Source organism: Streptomyces sp. URMC 127 (assembly GCF_051386535.1).
Lineage (GTDB): Bacteria > Actinomycetota > Actinomycetes > Streptomycetales > Streptomycetaceae > Streptomyces.
This window is the reverse complement of record NZ_JBPQTW010000058.1, coordinates 12,926-33,806: the sequence shown is the minus strand read 5'-3', so window position 1 is coordinate 33,806 and position 20,881 is coordinate 12,926. Positions and strand designations below refer to the sequence as shown.

18 protein-coding genes and 2 pseudogenes are annotated in these 20,881 nt (G+C 71.6%); 10 read left to right on the top strand and 10 right to left on the bottom strand.

The window, feature by feature from the left end; translation table 11 throughout:
- Window positions 1–48 precede the first annotated feature (48 nt).
- The 3 genes and pseudogenes from ACSNOH_RS15230 to dhaL all read right to left on the bottom strand — a co-directional run.
- Window positions 49–1,284 carry a PP2C family protein-serine/threonine phosphatase gene (locus ACSNOH_RS15230; protein ID WP_436721852.1) on the bottom strand — a complete coding sequence of 412 codons (1,236 nt, stop codon included), beginning with the start codon at window positions 1,282–1,284 and terminating at the stop codon, window positions 49–51.
- A gap of 151 nt (window positions 1,285–1,435) precedes the next feature.
- On the bottom strand, window positions 1,436–1,816 hold the full coding sequence (locus ACSNOH_RS15225) for a PTS-dependent dihydroxyacetone kinase phosphotransferase subunit DhaM (RefSeq protein WP_436721859.1): 381 nt from the start codon (window positions 1,814–1,816) through the stop codon (window positions 1,436–1,438).
- Window positions 1,817–1,909: 93 nt separating this feature from the next.
- Window positions 1,910–2,530: pseudogene (dhaL, locus tag ACSNOH_RS15220) on the bottom strand (dihydroxyacetone kinase subunit DhaL); the annotation flags it as partial.
- 258 nt (window positions 2,531–2,788) lie between these two features.
- Between dhaL and ACSNOH_RS15215 the strand changes: the two are divergent.
- Both ACSNOH_RS15215 and ACSNOH_RS15210 read left to right on the top strand, forming a co-directional pair.
- The gene (locus tag ACSNOH_RS15215; protein ID WP_436721851.1) at window positions 2,789–3,316 is read left to right on the top strand and encodes a hypothetical protein; all 528 of its coding nucleotides are present in this window, start codon (window positions 2,789–2,791) and stop codon (window positions 3,314–3,316) included.
- 117 nt (window positions 3,317–3,433) lie between these two features.
- Window positions 3,434–3,577, top strand: coding sequence for a hypothetical protein (locus ACSNOH_RS15210; RefSeq protein ID WP_436721850.1), 144 nt, complete (start codon window positions 3,434–3,436; stop codon window positions 3,575–3,577).
- Between the two features lie 13 nt (window positions 3,578–3,590).
- On the opposite strand, the gene ACSNOH_RS15205 is transcribed toward ACSNOH_RS15210, so the two are convergent.
- Window positions 3,591–4,475 carry an L-tyrosine/L-tryptophan isonitrile synthase family protein gene (locus tag ACSNOH_RS15205; protein ID WP_436721858.1) on the bottom strand — a complete coding sequence of 295 codons (885 nt, stop codon included), beginning with the start codon at window positions 4,473–4,475 and terminating at the stop codon, window positions 3,591–3,593.
- Between the two features lie 191 nt (window positions 4,476–4,666).
- Window positions 4,667–5,938: a cytochrome P450 family protein gene (locus ACSNOH_RS15200; RefSeq protein ID WP_436721857.1), complete on the bottom strand. Its 1,272-nt coding sequence runs from the start codon at window positions 5,936–5,938 to the stop codon at window positions 4,667–4,669.
- A 276-nt stretch (window positions 5,939–6,214) separates the two neighbouring features.
- Here ACSNOH_RS15200 and ACSNOH_RS15195 point away from each other — a divergent pair, with 276 nt between their 5' ends.
- The 3 genes from ACSNOH_RS15195 (at window position 6,215) to ACSNOH_RS15185 (ending at window position 9,857) form a co-directional block, all read left to right on the top strand.
- Window positions 6,215–6,457 carry a hypothetical protein gene (locus ACSNOH_RS15195; RefSeq protein ID WP_436721849.1) on the top strand — a complete coding sequence of 81 codons (243 nt, stop codon included), beginning with the start codon at window positions 6,215–6,217 and terminating at the stop codon, window positions 6,455–6,457.
- A 98-nt stretch (window positions 6,458–6,555) separates the two neighbouring features.
- On the top strand, window positions 6,556–9,333 hold the full coding sequence (locus ACSNOH_RS15190; RefSeq protein ID WP_436721856.1) for a heavy metal translocating P-type ATPase: 2,778 nt from the start codon (window positions 6,556–6,558) through the stop codon (window positions 9,331–9,333).
- On the top strand, window positions 9,330–9,857 hold the full coding sequence (locus tag ACSNOH_RS15185) for a copper chaperone PCu(A)C (RefSeq protein ID WP_436721848.1): 528 nt from the start codon (window positions 9,330–9,332) through the stop codon (window positions 9,855–9,857). The genes ACSNOH_RS15190 and ACSNOH_RS15185 overlap by 4 nt, the downstream gene beginning before the upstream one ends.
- Window positions 9,858–10,129: 272 nt before the next feature.
- On the opposite strand, the gene ACSNOH_RS15180 is transcribed toward ACSNOH_RS15185, so the two are convergent.
- Window positions 10,130–10,705 carry a sigma-70 family RNA polymerase sigma factor gene (locus tag ACSNOH_RS15180; protein ID WP_436721847.1) on the bottom strand — a complete coding sequence of 192 codons (576 nt, stop codon included), beginning with the start codon at window positions 10,703–10,705 and terminating at the stop codon, window positions 10,130–10,132.
- Between the two features lie 82 nt (window positions 10,706–10,787).
- Here ACSNOH_RS15180 and ACSNOH_RS15175 point away from each other — a divergent pair, with 82 nt between their 5' ends.
- Window positions 10,788–10,964, top strand: a complete 177-nt coding sequence (locus tag ACSNOH_RS15175) for a zf-HC2 domain-containing protein (protein ID WP_436721846.1) — start codon at window positions 10,788–10,790, stop codon at window positions 10,962–10,964.
- A gap of 157 nt (window positions 10,965–11,121) precedes the next feature.
- On the opposite strand, the gene ACSNOH_RS15170 is transcribed toward ACSNOH_RS15175, so the two are convergent.
- Window positions 11,122–11,898 carry a hypothetical protein gene (locus ACSNOH_RS15170; protein WP_436721845.1) on the bottom strand — a complete coding sequence of 259 codons (777 nt, stop codon included), beginning with the start codon at window positions 11,896–11,898 and terminating at the stop codon, window positions 11,122–11,124.
- 275 nt (window positions 11,899–12,173) lie between these two features.
- A complete protein-coding gene (locus ACSNOH_RS15165; RefSeq protein ID WP_436721844.1) occupies window positions 12,174–12,533 on the bottom strand; it encodes a holin in 360 nt (119 codons plus the stop codon).
- A 105-nt stretch (window positions 12,534–12,638) separates the two neighbouring features.
- Between ACSNOH_RS15165 and ACSNOH_RS15160 the strand changes: the two genes are divergently transcribed.
- From ACSNOH_RS15160 to ACSNOH_RS15150, 3 genes are all read left to right on the top strand, one after another.
- Window positions 12,639–13,940: a GAF domain-containing protein gene (locus ACSNOH_RS15160; RefSeq protein ID WP_436721855.1), complete on the top strand. Its 1,302-nt coding sequence runs from the start codon at window positions 12,639–12,641 to the stop codon at window positions 13,938–13,940.
- Window positions 13,941–14,032: 92 nt separating this feature from the next.
- Window positions 14,033–15,556, top strand: coding sequence for an acetaldehyde dehydrogenase ExaC (gene exaC, locus ACSNOH_RS15155; RefSeq protein ID WP_436721843.1), 1,524 nt, complete (start codon window positions 14,033–14,035; stop codon window positions 15,554–15,556).
- Window positions 15,557–16,747: 1,191 nt separating this feature from the next.
- The gene (locus ACSNOH_RS15150; RefSeq protein WP_436721842.1) at window positions 16,748–16,957 is read left to right on the top strand and encodes a hypothetical protein; all 210 of its coding nucleotides are present in this window, start codon (window positions 16,748–16,750) and stop codon (window positions 16,955–16,957) included.
- 506 nt (window positions 16,958–17,463) lie between these two features.
- Here ACSNOH_RS15150 and ACSNOH_RS15145 read toward each other — a convergent pair.
- Together ACSNOH_RS15145 and ACSNOH_RS15140 are read right to left on the bottom strand one after the other, a co-directional pair.
- On the bottom strand, window positions 17,464–17,691 hold the full coding sequence (locus ACSNOH_RS15145) for a hypothetical protein (RefSeq protein ID WP_436721841.1): 228 nt from the start codon (window positions 17,689–17,691) through the stop codon (window positions 17,464–17,466).
- Window positions 17,692–17,940: 249 nt separating this feature from the next.
- Window positions 17,941–18,424: pseudogene (locus ACSNOH_RS15140) on the bottom strand (HD domain-containing protein).
- Between the two features lie 695 nt (window positions 18,425–19,119).
- Between ACSNOH_RS15140 and ACSNOH_RS15135 the strand changes: the two are divergent.
- Window positions 19,120–20,490 carry a hypothetical protein gene (locus ACSNOH_RS15135; protein WP_436721840.1) on the top strand — a complete coding sequence of 457 codons (1,371 nt, stop codon included), beginning with the start codon at window positions 19,120–19,122 and terminating at the stop codon, window positions 20,488–20,490.
- Window positions 20,491–20,881 lie beyond the last annotated feature (391 nt).

Genomic DNA, 20,881 nt, shown 5'->3' with positions numbered 1-20,881 from the left:
CCGTTCGGCGGGCTACGGGGGCGCGGGCGGGGGTGCCGCCCTCCCGGGCTACGGGACCGCGGCCCCGTCCGTCACCGCGCCGCCGGCACCGGCGCCGGCGCCGGCCGCCCCGTGGTATTCCGCCGCCCGCTCCAGCACCAGCACCGCCACGTCGTCCTGCAGCCGTCCGCCCGTGTGCGCGTCGAGGTCCGCGCGCAGCCGCCCCAGGAGCCGGGGAGTGGGCAGGGCGGCCCAGGCGTCGAGCCGCTCCGCGAGCGGGTAGCAGGCGCCGTCCGGCGACCGGGCCTCGGTCACCCCGTCGGTGCAGGCCAGCACCCGGCAGCCGGGCGGCAGGGCGACGCGCTGTGCCGTCCGCGGCGCGGCGGCCAGGTCACCGAGGCCCAAGGGCAGTCCCGCGTCGGCCGGTTCCAGCTCGCGGACCCCGCCGTCCGCACCGATCAGGAACGGCGCGACGTGCCCGCAGTCCACGAACACCAGCGGCACGTGCCCGCCCGCACCCGGATCGCCCGGGCCTTCCGGGCTTTCCGGGCCTTCCGGGCCTTCCTCGGTGCCGAAGACCAGCGCGGTCACGAACTCCTCCGCCGCCCTCATCCGCACGTCCTCCGGCTGCCCGCCGTGCCGCTCCGGCCGCAGCCGCGCCTGGTACTCCGCCGACCGGTGGTAGCGGTACAGCCCCTGCTCCATCGCCACCACGCCGCTCTCCAGGTCGCGCCGGTGGTAGGCCGCCTCGCGGAAGGCGGTCAGCACGGCCGCCCCCGCGCCCAGGGTGCCCAGCCCCTTGCCGCGCACGTCACCGATGAGCACGCGCGTCCCGTACGGCGTGTCGACCACCTCGTACACGTCGCCGCCGACGAGCGCCTCCCGCTGCGAGGACACGTAGAAGCCGTCCACGACGACGCTGGGCGTGTGCAGCGGCAGCGGCCGCAGCAGCGCCCGCTGCGCGGCCTCGCCGGTGGCCCGTACGCGCTCCAGCAGGGCGTCGCCGTCGCGCCGCAGCCGGGCCACGGCGATGCTCGCGCCCACCATCAGGGCATTGCCGACGAACGAGCCGACCCGGTTGACGGCCACCTCGCCGCCCACGACGCCGTGGTGCGCCACCATCAGGCAGAAGTCGAGGACCCCGACGAACACCGTCTGCCGGTACGTGCACAGCGCAGCGGCCGTCATCGGGGCGAGGGCGGCGTAGACGTCCAGCCGGAGGTTCGACGGTGTCATCAGGTCGACGGCCACGACGGCGCCCAGGTAGGCCAGGACGAGCGCGAAGGGGAGTCTGCGCGACGACACCGGGGCGGGACCTCCACGCCGGAACGGGATGCGGAACGGCATATGCAACGACATACGAAACGCGATACATAGGGGCATTTGTGCCATCACACCCTGACACGAGTGATGCGCCCCGGCCACCGTTGCGATCTTGGCGCCGCCGCCTCTTGACTCAGAGTTTGCGGTACGTACGGGCGTCGTCGGCCGCGGCGAGCACGGCCGCGAGGTCGCCGCCGGCCGAGGCCGTCACCAGCGCGGCCACCGCGCCCTCCACGAACGGGGCGTCGGCGATGCGCACCTCGGAGCCGCCGAAGCCCTCGGCCAGCAGCGCCTTCACCGTGAGGACCGCGCTGCCCATGTCGCAGAACACGGCCACGCCCCGGCCCTGGCCGGCGCTCTCGACCGCCCGCCGCACGAGGTCGGCGCTGGTGCCGACCGAGCCGTCCGGCAGCCCGCCGGCCGGGGCCGCCGGGGCCGGGTCGCCCGTGCCGGTCAGGGCCCGCGCGAGGGCCGCCGTCGAGGCGGCGACCTCGCGGCTGTGCGAGACCAGCACGACGCCGACCCGGCCCTCGGGCGCCGCCTGCGCGGGCGCCCCGGCCGCCGCGGCCTCCCGCTCCGGGGGCGCCGCGCACAGCTCCGGGTCCGTGGCCTCGTACAACGCCGTCACCAGCAGCGCGGAGGAGGCCGCGCCCGGGTCCTGATGGCCGATGCTGCGCTCGCCCAGATAGCTGGCCCGGCCCCGGCGGGCCTGCAGCGGGACCGTCGCCTCTGCTCCCTCGCGGGCCGCCCGCGCGGCGGCGTCCAGGGCGGCCACGACGCCCTGCGGGAGGGCGGCGGTGTACGCGTCGGCGGCCGGCTGGAGCGCGTCGACCATGGTCTTGTCCCCGGGCGCGGAGTCCCCGAGCCGCCGCACGCTCGCCACGGCGGCGCCGAGCGCCCGCCCCAGCACCTCCGGCTCGGCCACGGGCTCCTCGCCGAGCACCTTCCCCATGCGCCGCAGCACCGTCCCGTACAGCGGCCCCGACGCCCCGCCCACGGTGTTCGTCAGGTGCAACCCGACCGCCATCAGCAGCGCCCCCGGCGTGGCGGGCGGCTCCGCGGCCACGGCCTCGGCGGCGGAGGTGAACCCGCGCTTGAGGTTCGCGCCGTGGTCGGCGTCGCCGATGGCGGCGTCGAGCTCGGTGAGATGCGCCGACTCCGCGACGATCACGCGCGTGGCGCGGTCGAGGAAGCGGCGGAAGAAGGCGAGGTCGAGCGGGACGGTCATGTGCGATGGCTCCTCGGTGAACGACGTCGCGAACGGCTTCGCGAGCACCTCGTGAACAACAGGCCTCGGCGCGGCTCAGCGTAGTGTGCGAGCCTCGCCCATGTGATCGCCCGGGGAGGTGGGCGACATCCGCCCCGCCGCCTACTTTGTTGAATCCGTAACGGATGGTTGCCGGGCGCGTAACGCCCCGCTACCCGCGTCCCGCCGACGCGTTGAAGCTGCCGACAGCACGACGACTCGACAGGTCAGGAGCAGCGCATGGCAGACGGGTTCACCCCTGAGCAAGGTCTTCCGGCACGGCGCAACTGGTGCGCGCGGCACAAGGTCCTTACGGGGTTAGGGGCCTTCCTCGCACTGATCGTGGTCCTCGCCATGGCCACGGGAGGCGGCAAGAACGACAAGTCCGCGAAGGCCGGCACTCCGCCGCAGAGTGCTCCCGAGGCGCGGGCCTCCGGCCCGGGCGCCGGAGCCTCCGAGGCGGACGGGGACAGCAAGAAGGCCGGTGCAGCCGGCAGCAGAGCACCCGCGGCGGCCGGCCGCACGCAGGCCAAGGAAGTCACGAACGGCAGTTACATCGTCGGTGAGGACGTGCCGTCCGGGGTGTACGTCAGCAAGGGGGCGAACGACGACGCCATGGGTCTGTGCACCGTGGCGACGGAGCCGAAGTCGGGGAAGTTCCCGCAGTTCAAAGCCGCGAAGAAGGGCGAGCAGGTCATCGTCACACTCGCGGACGGGGACGGGACCGTCACGATCTCGGGCTGTGAGCCCTTCACGCAGCGCAGGTGACGGAACGGCTCTCCCGCCGCCCGGCCGCCGTCGCGGCGCCGGGCGGCTACCCATGGGATGATCAAGCCCATGTGGAACCACGGGGGTACGTGCAGGCGCTGCGGGCGGGAGGGCCGTTTGCGGCGCGGTCAGTGCCGGAGGTGCCGGCGCGCGGAGCGGGCCGACCTGGCGGTGGACGCCGCGGACACCGCGATCGAGCTGGGAGCCATCGGCGGGCTGTGGCGCGTCATCAAGACCGTGGTGAGGGTCCTGGCCGACTGAGCGGCCGGCCCGCTCACCGGCGTTCCTCGAAGTGGCTCGGGCGGCCCGCGCGGAGCACCAGGCGGCCCAGCCGCTCCGCTTCCTCCCGCCGCACGAGACGCGCCTCTCCCCCGCGCCCCCGCAGGACGGCCGCGTGCCACGGCGTGGCCCACGCGTCCGCCGCCTCCAGCAGGCGGATGCCGAACTTCTCCGCGCCCGGGCGCTGCGGGTGGATGGACAGGCGCACCGACCGCGGGTGGCAGTCGGCGATGAGATCGCCCCAGGCGCGACTGCGCGCGATGACGCCGTAGGCGCGGGTCCGGCACTCGCGCTGCAGCGCGGACCGCGTGCCGGCGAAGTCCGCGGTGTCCTCGACGAGGAAACGGGTGATGCCCCGGTAGAGCCGCGCCGTCTCCTCGTCGGTGCGGACCAGGGCGCGCAGCTCCTCGACGGGCGGCGCGTAGGCCTCCGTCACGAGCCGCCGCTTGGTGTCGTGGTCCAGGTCGCCGTGGACGTCGCGCAGGTCGAACGTGTCCAGCCGGCCGAGCCCTTCCGTGGCGATCAGGGCGCGCAGCTCGTCGCCGTAGGCGTCGATGTGCTCGTCGGGCACGTGGATGAGGTCTCCGAAGATGTGGCCGTCGGAGCAGATCAGTATCCGCGCGCCGGGCGCGTAGACCTCGCCGATGCGCGCGCAGAGCCGGTCGAGGAAGCCGAGCGAGAGGCGTTCGCCCTCGTCGGGCAGGTGACCGAGGACCTTGGCGGGGTTCGGGGACTTGCACGGGAAGCCGGGCAGGGTGAAGAGGACGGGCTCGCCGGCGTCCGTGAACTGCCGTATCTGACGCAACTGCTCCGGAAAGTCCGCGGGGTCCGCGGAGCCCGGCCCGGTGGTGCGGTGGTACGGCAGGAGGAGGCGGAGGATGCGCGCCTCTACGGTCGCGGTGGCATCTACGGATGATGCCGCGTCTGCGGTTTCTGCCGCACCTACGGTTTCTGCCGCACCTACGGTTTCTGCCGCACCTGCGGTTACTGCCGCGTCTGCGGTCGTCGGGGGCTCAGCGGTCATGAGGGCCCCGGCCGGAAGGGTCAGCGTGGCGTACGGCACGGGCGCGCTCACCCCCGCCCGCGCGGGCAGACGGGCCGGTCGAAGGCGACCGGCAGTTCGGCGGTGCCGCGGCCGAGGACGGCGGGGATCCAGGACAGCTCCTCGTCGGGGACGGCCAGCCGCAGGCCGGGCAGCCGGTCGAGCAAGGTCCCGAGGGCCACCTGGAGTTCGATGCGGGCGAGGGCCGCGCCGGGGCAGAAGTGGATGCCGTGGCCGAAGGCGAGGTGCGGGCCCTGGGCCCGGTCCAGGTCGAGGGTGTCGGGGTCGGGGAAGCGCTCGGGGTCGCGGTTGGCGGCGCACAGGGAGACGATCACGGAGTCGCCGGCGGGCACCCGCGTGCCGTGCAGGTCCGCGTCCTCGGCGAGGAACCGCCAGGTCGTCAGCTCGAAGGCGCTGTCGAGGCGCATCAGTTCCTCGACGGCGGCGGGCATGAGCTCCGGTTCGGCCCGCAGCCGGGCTAGCGCGGCGGGGTGGCGGAGCAGGTTCACCATGGCGGTGGTGATCTGGTTGGTGACGGGTTCCTGGCCGGCCACCAGCAGCTGGAAGATCATGGAGTCCAGCTCCTCCTGGGTCAGTTCGCCGCCGTCGCGGGCCTCGACCAGCCGGCTGAGCAGCCCGTCGCCGGGCGCAGCGCGGCGGTCGGCGACGACCTCGGCGATGTAGCCCTGGAGTTCGCGCAGCAGCGCCTCGTAGGCGGGCCGCCCGGGATCCGCGGGGCCGACGGGCGCCACGACCTTGCCCCACTCGCGGCGGAAACGGGCGGCCAGGTGCGGCGGCAGGCCGATGACCTCGGTGAGGACCTGGAAGGGAAAGCGGGCGGCGAAGCACTGCACGAGGTCGGCGGAGTCCGCGTCCGCCGGCATCGCGTCGACGAGCGCGTCGGCCATCTCCTGGAAGCGCGCCCGCATCCCCTCGACGCGCCGCGGCGCGAACGCGTCCGTCACCAGCCGCCGCATCGCCGTGTGCTTGGGCGGGTCCTGGTGGAGCAGGTGCACCTGCAGCTGCGAGTGCTGCGGCTCGGGCATGATCGAGGCGCGCTCGCGCCAGCGGTCGTTGCCGCGGTCGTGGTTCTTGCCGAGCCGGGGGTCGGCGAGGGTCTTCTGGGCGGCCTCGTGCCCGGTGACGAGCCAGGCGGTGACCCCGCTGGGGAAGCGGACCCGGTGGATCGGGCCGGCCTCCCGCATGCGCGCGTACAGCGGGTAGGGGTCCCGCTTGTACGCGGCCCCGGAGAGGGGGACCGGATCGGGCAGCTCGGCGGGCTCGGACGGCTCGGCGGGCACGGACGGCTCGACGGGCTCGGACGGCTCGGGCACGGACACGGTGAAGGGCTCCTCGCGAAGTCGTGGACCCCTGAGAAGTCGGACGGACGGCACGGTGAGTTCCCGCCGGTCCGGCGAAAAGTCGTACGGGCCTCCTGGCGTCCGTACGGGTTCCGTATCTCCAGGTAGTCGGCTGCGGAAGGGCTCCGGTTCCCGCGGACGAAAGGGACGATCCTCACGCGCCGCAAGTCCGCCGCGGGCGGCCGAACGGGCCGCGCCGCGTGCCACGATGACCGGATGACCGCACGTCGCGCCCTCAGACCGTACGGAGCCCTGGCCGGTTTCGTCCTGCTCCTGGCAGCCCTGTTCGGAGTCTCCTACGCCGTCGGCACCGCCGCCGGGCCGGCCGCCCCCGGCATACACCGCACCGGCGGTTCCGGCTCGGGTTCCGGTTCCGGGCAGGGCTCCGGCGGCGGGATGGGCGGCATGGAGGGCATGAACGGCATGGGCGGGATGCATGGCATGGACGGTGGACGGTGACCACGAGTACGGGTACGGGTACGGATACGGGTGCGAGCACGCGCCTTGACGACGCGAGCGCGAACGCGAACGCGACCACCGAACTGATCGTCGGCGGTATGACCTGCGCCGCGTGCGTCGCGCGCGTGGAGAAGAAGCTGGGCAGGGTCGACGGCGTGAGCGCGACCGTCAACCTGGCCACCGGCCGGGCCCGCGTCTCCCACCCCACCGGGGTCACCGCGGCCGACCTGATCGCGGTCGTCGAAGGCGCCGGCTTCACCGCGGCGCTGCCCGATCCGGAGCCGGAGGGCGGTAAGGACGGGAAGGACCGGAAGGGGGGAAAGGACAAGGACGCCGAGGCGGCCACCGGCGCGCTGACCCGGCTGCTGATCACGGCGCTGCTGTCCGTCCCCGTACTCGTCCTGTCCATGGCCCCCGGCCTGCAGTTCCGCAACTGGCAGTGGCTGTGCTTCGTCCTCGCGACGCCCGTCGCCGTGTGGGGCGCCTGGCCCTTCCACGAACGCGCGCTGCGCGGCCTGCGGCACTCGGCCGCGACCATGGACACGCTCGTCTCGCTCGGCGTGCTCGCCTCCTACGCGTGGTCCGCGTACGCCCTCTTCTTCGGCGGGGCGGGGCGGCCGGACATGCGGATGCCGTTCACGCTGGTGCCCTCGATGGCGGGCGGCACGGCGGACGTGTACCTCGAAGCGGTCGTGGGCGTCCCCCTGTTCGTGCTGATCGGCAGGCTGCTGGAGGCACGCGCCCGGCACAGCACCGGCTCGGCGCTGCGGGCGCTCGCCTCGCTGGCCGCGAAGGACGTGCTCGTACGGGACGCGGACGGCACGGAGCGCCGGGTGCCGATCGAGCGGCTGCGGGTCGGTGACCGTTTCGTGGTCCGGCCCGGCGAGCGCGTCGCGACCGACGGCGTCGTGGTCGCGGGCAGTTCGGCGCTGGACCTGTCCCTGGTGACGGGCGAGAGCGCGCCCGTGGAAGCCGGTCCGGGCTCGTCCGTCGTGGGTGGCGCGGTCAACTCCGGCGGGCTGCTGGAGGTGCGGGCCGAGGCGGTCGGCGCGGACACCCGGCTCGCGCGGATCGCCAAGCTCGTGGAGGAGGCGCAGGCGGGCAAGGCGAAGGCGCAGCGCGTGGCCGACGCCGTCGCGGGCGTCTTCGTGCCGGCGGTGCTGGCCGTCGCCGTGACGGTGCTCGGCTTCTGGCTGGGCGCGGGCGCCTCGACGCAGGCGGCCGTCACCGCCGCGGTGGCCGTCCTCGTGGTCGCCTGCCCGTGCGCGCTCGGCCTGGCCACGCCCACAGCCCTGCTGGCAGCGACGGGCCGCGGCGCGGGCCTGGGCATCCTGGTCAGCGGGCCGCAGGCGCTGGAGGGGCTGCGCCGCGTGGACACGGTCGTCCTGGACAAGACGGGCACGCTGACGACAGGTTCGATGGCGGTGACGGGCGTGACGGCACGGCCTGGCGGCCTCGGCGCGGACGCGGCCCTGCGGCTGGCCGCGGCGGTCGAACGCGGTTCGGAGCATCCGGTGGGGCGCGCGGTGTGCGCGTACGCGGCGGCGCGGGGGGCGGGGGCCGCAGGCTCTCCGGGCATGCCGGGCGGCGCGGAGGCCGCAGATGCTGCGGGCACGACGGCGGGTGCGACGGGCGGCGCGGGCGTGGCAGCGGCCACGGCGGGCGGGGCTGACGCGGCTGACGCAGAGGGCACCGCAAGCACCGCGGGCGCGGAGAGCACGGCGGGCACCGCAAGCACGGCGGGCACCGTGGACACGGCGGGCACCGCGGACACCACGGGCGCGGCGAGCAACACGAACACCACGTACACCGCGGGTATGACGGCTACGACGGATGCAACGGGCACGCCGGGTACGCCAGATACAAGGGGTGTGCCGGGTACGACGGTCACATCGAACGCCCCAAACACACCGGCCTCGCCGGACGCGCCCGCCCTGCCGGACGTCACCGGCTTCACGGCCACGCCCGGCCGGGGCGTGGCGGGGCGCGTCGGGGAGCGGCTCGTCGAGGTCGTACGGCCGGACGCCGCATCCGCCGCCCCCGCCGCGTCCCTCCGGAAGCCGGGCAAGGGCGCGCCGAAGGCGCGGAAGGGACAGCCGGTCCCGTCGGACGGCGGTCTCCCCCGGGCGCTCGCCGATGCCGTGGAGGCCGCCGGGCGCGACGGCCGGACCGCGGTCGTCGTCCGCGTGGACGGCACGCCGGAGGCCGTGATCGTCCTCGGCGACACCGTCCGCTCCGGTTCGTACCGCGCTGTCGACCACCTCAAGCGGCTCGGCCTGCGCCCCGTCCTCGCGACGGGTGACAGCGAGGGCGCGGCGCGGGCCGTCGCCGCCGAGCTCGGCATCACCGAGGTGCACGCGCGGGCCACTCCCGAGGACAAGGCCGCGCTCGTCCGCGAGCTGCGCGAACGGGGCCGCCGGGTCGCCGTCATCGGCGACGGCGTCAACGACACGGCCGCGCTCGCCGGCGCGGACCTGGGCATCGCGATGGGCGGCGGCACGGACGCGGCCATCGGCGCCGCCGACGTGACGCTGGTCCGCGAGGACATGGGCGCCCTGGCCGACGCCGTCCGGCTGGCCCGGCGGACGTCCGCCACCGTACGGGCCAACCTCGCGTGGGCCTTCGGCTACAACCTGGTCACCCTGCCGCTGGCGGCGGTGGGCCTGCTCAGCCCGATGGTCGCGGCGGCGGCGATGTCCGTCAGCTCGGTGCTGGTGGTCGCCAACAGCCTGCGGCTGCGCGGCTGGCAGCCGGTGCCCTCGCGTTCGGCGGCGGGCAGGGGCCCGCGGCGCGGCGGCGCGGCGGCCGGTTCCCACGGTTCCCATGGTTCCCGGGGCCGGCGCGCTGCCGCCCTGGCCTCGCGAGGTGACGCATGAAGTTCTTGGTGAAACTCCCGGCGAAGACCCCGGGGAAGCTCCCGGTTCCTTCCGCTCTCCTCTCCGCCGGGCGCGCCGCGCTCGTGCCGGTCCTCGCCGGCGCCGTGGCCCTGGGCGGGCTCTGCGCGTGGACGGCCTCGGGCGCGGCGGGCCGGCCGCCGCGCGTCACGGTCGAGGAGGCGCGGGTGCTGCTGCCGCTCGGCCGGGACGACACGGCCGCGTTCTTCCGCGTACGGAACGAGGGCGACGCCGACGACGAGCTCATCGGCGTCGACGCGCCCACGGCCGGAGGCGCGATGCTCAGCCGGACCGTGGTGCGGAAGGGCGCGGGCCACATGGAGATGGTGCAGTCCGCTCCCCTGCCGTCCGGCGGAACGCTGGAGATGTCCCCGCACGGGCTGGACGTCATGGTGTGGGCCCCGCCGCGGCTGAAGCTCGGCGACCGGCTGCCGGTCGTGCTGCGGTTCCGCGAAGCGGGGACGGTCCGGGTGGAGGCGGAGGTCGTCCGGCCGGGCAGCCGCTGAGCCGGGCAGCCGCTGACGGGTGAGGGTGGCGGGCCGTATGCCCCGCCACCCTCCTACCGGCTACTGGCTTTCCGGCCCACCGGACGTCCGCGCCGGGCCACGGGGCTGCGGCGCTGCCGGTCCACCACCTCCCGGTCACGCGCCGCTGCGGTGGCGAAGTGTTCCCGCCGCAACGGCGCGCAACCGCGGCGGCGAGCGCCCGGCGGAGTGCGCGGCGTCCGCAACAGTGCGGTCACGTCATCCGCCGGAAGAGGCCCACCGCCGGGCGGCGCCTACGCCGCGACCGGTACGCGCACCGCTTCCCGCTCCGCCGTCTCCAGCTGGCAGATCAGCCACTCGCGGGCCCGCGCCACGCGCGACCGCACCGTGCCGACGGGGCAGCCCGCGACGACGGCCGCCTCCGCGTAGGGCAGGCCCAGCATCTGGGTGAGCACGAACGCCTCGCGGCGCTCGTACGGCAGCCGGTCCAGCAACTGCGACAACGCCACGCCCTCGTCGAAGCCGGGCAGCTGGGCGGTCTGGGCGCGCTCGGCGGCCGACTGCCAGTCGTCGGTGTCCGACACGCGCGGGCGCGCCGCGTTGAAGCGCAGCCGGTCGACGACCGTGCGGCGGGCGATCGTCAGCAGCCACGTACGGGCCGACGAGCGGCCCTCGAAGCGGGCCAGCGAGCGCAGGGCCCGCAGGTACGTCTCCTGCACGAGGTCGTCCGCGCCCTGCGGGTCGTTGCTGAGGCGGGCGACGTAGCGGCGCACGTCGTTCTGCGTGGCCCGGATGAAGCACTCGACGGCGTCGGCGTCGCCGCCGCGGGCGGCGAGCGCCCAGGCCGTCACCGTCTCGTCGTCACGCACGGCGGCCTCCCCGGACGACCACCATGCGGGGAGCGCGGGGGGTGCCGCACGGGGCAAAAGCGGCACCGGGGACGATGGCGGGGTGCATTGCAGTGAGTTCCGTACCGCCCTGTCCGCCCGCGTCGACGGCGAGGACCTGCCGCCGGGTGTGACCGGCGCGGCCCTCGACGCGCACCTGCTGGGCTGCGCCGAGTGCTGTGCGTGGGGCGAGCGGGCCCGCCGGCTGCGGCTTCTCGCGGCGCGGTTCGACCTGAGCTGAGGCAGCCGGGGCTGAGGGTTTTGCGGGAGCGGCGTGCCGGCGCGGCACGTCCCCCGTACGGGCAGGGGTCATCGCCCTGTGTCCTTCCTGGATTCCGGGCAGCCCGAGGAGCGGGACGGGCCCGGTGACGTGGTTCGGCGCGGGGGGTCGCCGTCAGTCAGCTGACGGCGACGCGGACCGGCGGGCCACGTCGGACGAGGACGTGCGCGTACAGCAGCTGCCGCAGGCGCTGCGCGGCGCGGCTCCGGACGGCGCGGACGCGCGGCGGTCCGGAAGGCGCGGGTACGGCGACGAGGAGGACGAGGAGCGGGGCGAAGAACCGGCTGCGCACGGTGCGGGCGACCCGGAAGGCCGCCTGCTCGCCGCCAGCGAGCCACATGCCGCAGACGACGGCGACGAGGACGTGCACGGACCACATGCCGAGGGCGCCGTGGCCGGCGTGCATGGACATGGAGTGACCGGCCATGTGACCAGCCATGTCGCCGCCCATGTGACCCATCGTTCCCATGGCCCCCATGTCACCCATGTTCCCCATGGACGGCATGGAGGCCATGGAGCCGTGGTCCATGGACATTCCCATGGAAGGGTCCATGGGAGTGTCCGCAGACATGCCCACCGGCATGCCGGGGTCGAGCCCCAGCCGGACCGCGCGGGCCGTGTTCACGACGACGTTCTGCGCGAGGGCGAAGAAGAAGTGCAGCCCGGTCTGGGCACCGACGGTGGCGAGCGTGATCAGCAGCGGCCCGCGCTCGCGGCCCGCCAGGAACCACGCCCCGCTGCCCGTGCCGCACAGCGCGACGGCGACGGCCCACCACGGGACGGTCGTGCCGGACATGACCGCGTGGCCCAGGGCAGCGAGCAGCACGCAGACCGCTGCGAACACCGCGGCTCGCAGCGCTCGCGGTCCCTGTTCCGGCTGCGGCCCTGCTCTCATGACGAGCACATCGTTGCACCCGCCCCGCGCGACGCGACGGGCGGGTGCGCACTGACGCCCGTACGAACCCCCCGCACGGGCGCACGGGCCCGCCCCGTACCGTCCGCCCGGCGGTACGAGGCGGGTGGACCGCCGGCTCGGGGGAAGGACCGACGGCCCGGGGTCCCGTCGCTCCATTGGGACTCGCAGCTACGAGTCAAGCGCGGGGACGGGGCGTGCGGGAGCGTGTGTGCGGGGGCGATCGCGGGTGCGTCGTTCACACCCCGTGTGAACGATCAGCCTCCGGTCGTGCTGGTGGGGCCGGTGGAGCCGTCCGCGGCCTCGGCGGTCTTGGCCGCCTTAGTCGCCTCGGCCGCCTTCTTCGCTCCCGGTGCCTTCGCCGCCGTCTTGCGGGGCTTGCGGGTGCGACCGCCGCCCGGCAGCCAGGCCGCGCTGCTCTTGTCGCCGAAGCGGGTGCCTATCGCGCCCTTGATCACCGAGAGGGCTGCGGGCAGGGCGGCGACGGCCGCGGCCTTGAGGGCGGAGACGTCGGTGAGGTCGAACCCGTCGGCGAGGAGGAGACCGAGGAAGGTGGTGATGTAGGCGGCGGCCGTGCGCTCCAGGATGTCGAGCAGGACTTTCTGCGCTTTCTGCATGGCTGTTTCTTCGTCTCTTCCGTTCGTGTCCGATGGGGTAAGGGAAGCGTCGTGGCGGCGCGGTCCGCACCGCAAGCCCCGGAACCGCACGTGAGGAGGGACGAGGTGGTCAACCCCTGGCTGGCGATGGGGTCCGGCGACGACCCGGCCGAGCGGAGCCGTACGGTCCGCGGTGCGCACGAGGAGTTCGTGGCCGCGGGCACGGTGGGCGCGGGCGTCCGCGCGGTGGTCGCGGGCTCGTGGCGGCGGTCGGCGGCCGCGCTGCCCGCGGCCGACTTCCTCGCGCCGGTCGAGCTGGACGGCGCGGAGCTGGAGGAGTACCGGCGGGCGCACCCGCTGGCGTCCGTGATGCCGCTCTTCAGGGAGCTGCTCGGCACGATCGCGGACGACGGGGCGCATCTGCTCGCGGTGTGCGACGCGTCCGGCCGGATGCTGTGGGTCGAGGGGCACCGGGGCGTCCGGAGCCGGGCCGAGGCCATGAACTTCGTCGCCGGTGCCCGCTGGGACGAGCGGCACGCGGGCACGAACGCGCCCGGTACGGCGCTCGCCCTCGACCACGCGGTGCAGATCTTCGCCACCGAGCACTACAACCGCGCGGTCCAGCCGTGGACGTGCGCGGCGGCGCCCGTGCACGACCCGCGGACCGGGCGGCTGCTGGGCGCGGTCGACCTCACCGGCGGCGACCAGCTGGCCGCCCCGCACAGCCTGGCGCTGGTCCGGGCGACGGCGCTGGCGGCCGAGGCGAGACTGGCGGCCGGCGCCGGGCCGGGGCCGCTGCTGTCGGCCCTCGGCCGGGACGAGGCGGTGCTGGCGACGGCGGACGGCCGCCGCGTGCACCTGGGCCGGCGGCACAGCGAGATCCTCGTGCTGCTGGCCGCGCACCCGGAGGGGCTGACCGGGGATCAGCTGGCGACGGCGCTGTACGGGGAGCGCCCGGTGCCGCCGGTGACGCTGCGCGCCGAGCTGTCGCGGCTGCGGAGGCTGGTCGGTCCGCTGCTCGGCTCGCGCCCGTACCGGCTGTGCGAGCCCGTCGGGACGGACTTCGCACGAGTGGAGCGGGAGCTGGCGGCGGGTGACGTGCGCGGGGCGCTCCGCGCGTACGACGGGCCGCTGCTGCCCTCGTCGGACGCGCCGGGCGTGTGCCGGGTGCGGCGGCTGGTGGAGGGGCTGCTGCGGCGGGCGGTGCTGGGCTGCGGGGACGCGTGGGCACTGCAGCTGTGGGCGGACAGCGCGTGGGGCGAGGAGGACCTGGAGGTGTGGGAGCGGCTGCTGGCGGCGCTGCCGGTGAGCGCGCCGCAGCGGGCCGGGGTGGCGGTGCGGGCGCGGTGGTTGCGGGAGGCGTACGCGCCTGGGCCGCCGGGTCTGCCGGCCGGACGGGCAACGTTCGCGCAACGTCCTGCCTTCTAGCGTCTTGCCGGTCGCCGCCGCCGGCGCGCACGCATCACGCACGCGCCGGAAGCGGACGGCGGCAGTCCCGTCCCCGGAAGGAAGGACGTCCCATGCCTCGCTATGCCGACCCCGGCTCCTCCGGCGCGGTGGTCTCGTACCGTCCGCGCTACGACCACTGGATCGGCGGCGAGTACGTACCGCCGAAGCAGGGCGGCTACTTCGAGAACCCGACGCCGGTGAACGGGCAGCCGTTCACCGAGATCGCCCGGGGCACCGCGGAGGACGTCGAACGCGCCCTGGACGCGGCGCACGCGGCCGCCCCGGCGTGGGGCCGCACCCCCGTGGCCGAGCGGGCCGCCGTGCTGAACCGCGTCGCGGACCGCATGGAGCAGCACCTGGAGGCGCTCGCGGTCGCCGAGTCCTGGGAGAACGGCAAGCCGGTCCGCGAGACCCTCGCCGCCGACATCCCCCTCGCGATCGACCACTTCCGCTACTTCGCGGGTGCGATCCGCGCCCAGGAGGGCGGCCTCTCCGAGATCGACGCCGACACGGTCGCGTACCACTTCCACGAGCCGCTGGGCGTGGTCGCCCAGATCATCCCGTGGAACTTCCCCCTCCTGATGGCGGCGTGGAAGCTGGCCCCGGCCCTCGCGGCGGGCAACGCGGTGGTGCTGAAACCGGCGGAGCAGACCCCCGCCTCGATCCACGTCTGGCTGGACCTGGTGGCGGACCTCATCCCCCCGGGCGTGGTGAACGTCGTCAACGGCTTCGGCGTGGAGGCGGGCAAACCGCTGGCGGCCAGCCCCCGCGTGGCCAAGATCGCCTTCACCGGGGAGACGACCACGGGCCGCCTGATCATGCAGTACGCCTCCGAGAACCTGAAGCCGGTCACCCTCGAACTCGGCGGCAAGAGCCCCAACATCTTCTTCGACGACGTCTCGGCCGCGGACGACGACTTCCTGGACAAGGCCCTCGAAGGCTTCACCATGTTCGCCCTGAACCAGGGCGAGGTCTGCACCTGCCCGTCCCGGGCCCTGATCCAGCGGGGCCACTACGCGCCCTTCATGGAAGCCGCCGTCGCCCGCACCGAGGCCATCCTTCCGGGGCACCCCCTCGACACCGCCACGATGATCGGCGCCCAGGCCTCCAACGACCAGCTGGAGAAGATCCTCGCCTACCTCGACATCGGCCGCCAAGAAGGCGCCCGCACCCTCACCGGCGGCCACCGCGCCGACCTCGGCGGCGACCTCGCCGGCGGCTACTACGTCCAGCCCACGATCCTGGAAGGCCGCAACGACATGCGCGTCTTCCAGGAGGAGATCTTCGGCCCGGTGGTGGCGGTGACCCCCTTCACGGACTTCGAGGACGCCGTCACCCTCGCCAACGACACCCTCTACGGCCTGGGCGCCGGCGTCTGGACCCGCAACGGCACCACGGCCTACCGCGCCGGCCGCGCCATCCAGGCCGGCCGCGTCTGGACCAACTGCTACCACGCCTACCCGGCCCACGCCGCCTTCGGCGGCTACAAACAATCGGGCATAGGCCGCGAGACCCACAAGATGATGCTGAACCACTACCAGCAGACGAAGAACTTACTCGTCTCGTACTCCCCGAAGAAGCTGGGCTTCTTCTAGGACCTGCAAAAGGGGCCTCCGACCTGCGCTGAAGCGGGTCGGAGGCCGCTTTCCTGAGGAACCGGGCTCTGTCCGCCGAGCGTCCTCCGATGCGACATATATGCCGTTTCGTCCCGCTCCTGACCGGCACTTCCAGACCAGTCACGGACCAGGAGTCGGGGACATGTCCTCTGGCGGACGAAAGGTCTGATGCAGGCCTATAGCGCAAAGGGCGAGAGTTAGAAGCAGCAGGAGCCAGAAGAGCAGCAATGACCACCAAACATTGGACAGCGTCAGCAGCCACAGAAGCGGCAAAGCAATGCTGACAACCATGACGACTGCACCCAGGCTGGCCCAGTTGCGCCGATGCTCCACATACCGCTTTTGACGTGCCGCAGCCGCCGCTAGCTGGATTCGAACAAGCGTCTCTAGCTGATGAATCTCATCAGCTCAAGCACTGTTTCCATCCCCCTTAAGCTGACCCAAGAGCTCTAGATTCCGCACTAGATCTGCACTCAGCCGCGAGTCGCGTCGGTTCTGAACGGCTCCCGTAACCAAAGGGCCGGCTGCCGCAGCTACCACGACGCCCACTCCACCGAGCAAGGGAGCAAGCTGTGATGCCATAAATGCTCCTTCCTTGAGTGGAGGGAGCATAACTATGGGGACTGTCCGCCGACGACCGAAGCGTCTCAGCCAGTTCCCCAAGAAGGCATCAACGGGTAGACAGCAATGCCCCCACAGCAGGCATCAGATCTACGGGCATCCTCGCCCAGAGGCGACTCCAACGGTCAGGACTTCACCTCCACTCCTTCATGGCCGCCTCTATTCGGCGGTTCGCGCACTCCTGGCCCTGGGGGACCTTTGCGTAGACGCGCAACAGGACCGCAATGTTGTTGGCCAGCCCGGCGGGCGCACTCGGCCGGGTCGACGCCGGAGTGGGGCCAGAAGGAGATGCCCGCATGGCGCAGGTCGTAGGGGCGCTTGGCGACGAGTGACACCTGTTCCTCCTTCGACAGGGCGGCCTCGCGCGCCTTCTTCCAGGCCTTGGTACGCGGCGCTCTGGACGTAGAGGTCACCGCCGCTGCGGAAGAGGCGGCCGTCCGGGGCGGTTCCGAAGCGATCGATGTGCCCACGGAGCATCGTCACGAAGTCCGGGGGGATCGGTACCGGCCGGGTCTCCCTCAGCGCCCGCTTCTTCAGGGAGTGGACCGCATGGGCCTGTCCATCGTCCGTCCACTGGGTGCCGGAGAGCACGATGCCGCCCCGCAGGGTGAGCAGGCCCCACCCCCTGTCGGGCAGATGGCACTGGGAGAGCTCCAGCCGGATCACCTCCGCTGGCCGCATACCCGCGAAGCACAAGCAACCAAAGAAGGCTTCGAGGCGCGGCCCGCGGCCGCCCAGCTCGCGCACTGCATCGAATAGCCGGCGTACCTGGGCGAGGTTGGGCACGCACTCCGGGTCCAGCTCCCCCGTAGACTGCGAAGCCTGCCACTTCACCCTGCAAGAGGGCGGGTCATGAAGTAGCCCTTCTCGACGGCGAGACTGAGGCTGTCGCTCAAGGCAGCCCTCTTGCGCAGCGCGGTCTTGGCCGCCGCCTGCTTGCCGTCAAGCTTGAGCTTGACGGCATCGAGGGCCTGCCGAACGACGGCGGCATCCTCAAGGGCTCCGATAGGAAGCGACTGCTTCTCGATCCAGTTGAGGGCATGCCGCCACTCCTCCGGCGGCTCCTCCTCCCACGCCTACTTGTTGAAAGCCCAGCTGTACAGGGCACGCCGCAGAACCCGGTGATCCAGATAGGAGGATCCGGGCTTGACCAGTGCCGCGGTGATGGTCGCCATGGCATCAGCCAGCGTGCGGCGCGTATTGCTCGGAGTGTGCTGCCACTTCTGGTCGATGTAGTCGTGAGCGTGCTAGTACCAGGTGACCTTTTACTTGCTGGCCCGCAATTCTAAGATCGGAAGTCCGGTCTGCTCGTCGAATGGCTCCCCCTCGCGAGCCGGGGTCATCAGCTTCGAACGTCGGCTCTCGGCGAGGCCCTTGGTACTGAACGACTCGGACTTCTCCCGGCTGCCAACCGTCCAGCGCACCTGGAACGGGGTGCGGCGGCCAGGCCGCTCGCGTATTTCCCAGAAGCGGACGCGGTAGCTGATTCCCACGCGTCGCCCCTGTCCTCCTCGCAGCCGGCCCACCAGGCGTCGAGGTCGGAGCGGCGGAAGCGAAGTGATCCACTCCCGGATCGTCTTGTCGACCCGCGCGGTCTTCGGCCCCATCCTCTGAGCACACCCCCGACTCGTGTACGGCGCAGCCGCTGCGGCAGCCTAGGAACGTTCCTAGCCTGATCCTGGCATGCGCGGGTGATCTATCGAAGGGCGCGATACCTCAGACATCCGAACCACCAGCCGCGCTCAACGGTCGGCTGACGCGCCCGCAGGGGCCTGAATCTCGAACTCCGCCCGTCGGATAAACCTTCCAACGACGCTGCCTGGACCGTAGCGGCTGACGATCTCGGCGATACGGTCGCCGAGATCGGTACGAGTGCCGTCCGGCGTCTTGGTCATATCGCAGAACACCACGGCGTCGACCAAGTGACCTTCTCCGACCTTGAGCTCCGCGGCGAGCACATCGTGCAGACCGCGTTCCTCCGCTTCCAGCAGCGCGCATGAGTGGTGGGCAACCAGCCGCACAATGCGCTCATCGGTCTGCTCGGCGTCACGGAGAACCCAATGTCATGAAGCAGCGCAGCGGCCTCCAGCAGTGCACTGCCACGCCCAAGATCGGCATAAGGCTCTTGGCTCGCTCCCGAACACCAAGGGAGTGCACCCAACGACGGGGCAGCGGCTCCGCCAGCAGGGACTCCGCAAGGCCATACGACCAAACCATGATTCCCATGCCTCCCGAGGCTACGGACATGTCGGCAGCAGGGCCGCATCATGCGCTCTCCCTATCTACGCAGAGCAGGGTGAGATCGGGCAACTGTGCCGCTGTACCACCTGCGTGAGCACCGGAGAACTGCCTCCGGTGCTCAGTGTGGTGTCTCAGGAGGTTGGCTCCACGGCGCCCTCGAACGTCAGCTGCTCAGGAGTAGTCCAGGGACTCTGGAACGTGACCGAAGGTGACGTGGTAGCCCCTGCCGTAGGCGTGACTGGCAGACAGCCATCCTCCGAGCGCGGCGCCTGGCCCCTCCTGAGTGCTAGTGCTCTCCGAAGATCAAGGCCAACGGATTACAGCTGCTCAGCCGAACCAACCTGCGATCTGATCGACAACCAACGAACCTATGGCCACGGAGGCTCCGTAGAGGAAGCCTCGGGTGGCGACCCTCCCATAGATACTGCGCAATGCCTTGCGTGACTTGCGTTCCATTACAACCTTTCCCCGATCACGGCGCGGTTCAGTGGTTCGATGCAACCCTGATCTACCGGCGGTCCAAAGACCCGAAGAGGGGGCCCGCGTGCTACCAGACTCCGTCGGCATGCCCGCGCACGCGCCCCTTGGGCATGTGCACCGGTGCGCCCGTCATGCGCACTGCGATAAAGGCTCTTACGGCGGTATAGGGGAGCTATCGGCGTCGAAGCTGGAGCTGAGCGATGACCAAAAGTGATCACAATGAAGCGCTCACACAGGTCATGAAATCTGCACAGATCAGTCGAAAGAGCCTCGCGCTTCGCGTAAATCAATTAGGAATCCGCTATGGACTAACGCTCAGCTATACCCACACAAGCGTTTCCCGCTGGCTTGCTGGCTCGATCCCGCGCGGGCAAACCCCCATACTGATCTGCGAGGTAATTTCGGAACGAATTGGCCGCTCGCTAAGCTTGCGGGAGCTGGGGTTCCCCCCTGAGATCTGCGGGAGCCCGGAGGCCGAGGATTATCCAGCTCACATAGATGACCTAGTAATGAGGAGCCTGAGGGGGATTTCCTCAGCACCAATTCACAGGCGCGACTTCTTCAGGGGCGCAGCCACATTCACCTCGGCACTGTACATGCGACCAACTCTCAGGTGGCTCATTGAGCCATCAGAAGATATTCAGACGCGCATGACAGGGCCGAAAGTCGATCTGGACACCGTCGAACGTCTACTGGTGCAAATCAACGCAATTCGCATACTGGACTCCCAACTGGGCGGTGGCTCCCTGCCCGGCCACATGGCGAAGCTCTGCTTAAACAGCGAGGCGATCCCTGCCCTAGGAGGGTCTTATGACACACAGGTCGGCAGAAGGTTATTCAGTGCCACCGCAGAACTGGCTCGACTGACGGCCTGGACCTCCCTGGACGCCGGAGAGCATGGCACATCTCAAAGGTATTTCATTCGGGCTCTACGGTTCGCGAAAGCCGCGAGCGACGTGCCGTTCGGAGCCTTCGTCCTGGGCCAGGCTTCGTACGGCGCAACCTTCGTTGGCGATTTCCAAACAGCAATCGACCTGACAACTTCCGCAGCAAAGGGAGTAGGCGATAGAGCAAGTCCCAAATTAGCCTCTTTCCTTCTCCTCGCACAAGCCAGGGCATACGCACGATCAGGCGACAGGTATCGGACAGAGCGGGCCCTTGCGCGCGCCCAAGAGGCGCTTACTGCAAAGGAAGAGGACAACCGGATTGGATGGCTCAACTTTATGCTGCCATCACGGATTGCCGCCGACACGGCAGAAGCCTACCTAGACCTCTCACTGCCCGCTTTAACCCTTTCACAAAATGACGCCGTACTATCCGTACCAAAGTCCTCCTACGTTCGATCTCATGGGCTACGATTGTGTGTCATCGCAACCGCCTACGCCCGGAACGGAGAGAAGGAGCCTGCCCTGCATTACGGCCAAGCCGCCTATCTAGTCGTACACAGAGTGAACTCAAACCGCCTCAACGCCTACTTCAACCGATTTCTCCGGGAGATCAGAAAGTGGAGCACTGACGCGGATGTTATGGAGCTTCAAGAATGGCTCAGAAGCTTCGACAGAGCTAAGTGACGCCGAGTCGATATCCGGCCCATTCGCAGGCCAGCAGCCTCGGCTGTGAGCACCCTCGACATTCCACGTTGCACTGCGGCCCGCTGGGATGCTCCCGATGCCGCCGCCCCGCCGTCCGTGCGCCCTCCCAGACCCCCGTCTCCTGATGGAGAGTCAGGGCTACTGCCGGACAGGGGCGGTGGCCGAACACACAGGGGAGGCAGATGACGGTGGCCAAGGTTTCGCAGAAGTGCGGGCCCGAACCAAGGCCGGCAAGCGGTGCCAGCGGGCAGTCTCACCCGGGACGTCCCGCTGCTGGGAGCATCCTGGCGACTGGGCCAAGCGCGGGTAGACCAAACAGCAGTTGAAGGAGCTGAGGGCGGCTCGGGCAGAGCTGAACAAGGCTCGCAAG

Coding starts and splice junctions, on each gene's coding strand:
- ACSNOH_RS15215 (WP_436721851.1), top strand. CDS start 2,789: ATGGCAGACGGGTTCACCCCTGAGCAAGGTCTTCCGGCACGGCGCAAC.
- ACSNOH_RS15195 (WP_436721849.1), top strand. CDS start 6,215: ATGACCGCACGTCGCGCCCTCAGACCGTACGGAGCCCTGGCCGGTTTC.
- ACSNOH_RS15190 (WP_436721856.1), top strand. CDS start 6,556: ATGACCTGCGCCGCGTGCGTCGCGCGCGTGGAGAAGAAGCTGGGCAGG.
- ACSNOH_RS15185 (WP_436721848.1), top strand. CDS start 9,330: ATGAAGTTCTTGGTGAAACTCCCGGCGAAGACCCCGGGGAAGCTCCCG.
- ACSNOH_RS15170 (WP_436721845.1), bottom strand. CDS start 11,898: ATGAGAGCAGGGCCGCAGCCGGAACAGGGACCGCGAGCGCTGCGAGCC.
- ACSNOH_RS15165 (WP_436721844.1), bottom strand. CDS start 12,533: ATGCAGAAAGCGCAGAAAGTCCTGCTCGACATCCTGGAGCGCACGGCC.
- exaC (WP_436721843.1), top strand. CDS start 14,033: ATGCCTCGCTATGCCGACCCCGGCTCCTCCGGCGCGGTGGTCTCGTAC.
- ACSNOH_RS15150 (WP_436721842.1), top strand. CDS start 16,748: ATGGGCCTGTCCATCGTCCGTCCACTGGGTGCCGGAGAGCACGATGCC.
- ACSNOH_RS15135 (WP_436721840.1), top strand. CDS start 19,120: ATGACCAAAAGTGATCACAATGAAGCGCTCACACAGGTCATGAAATCT.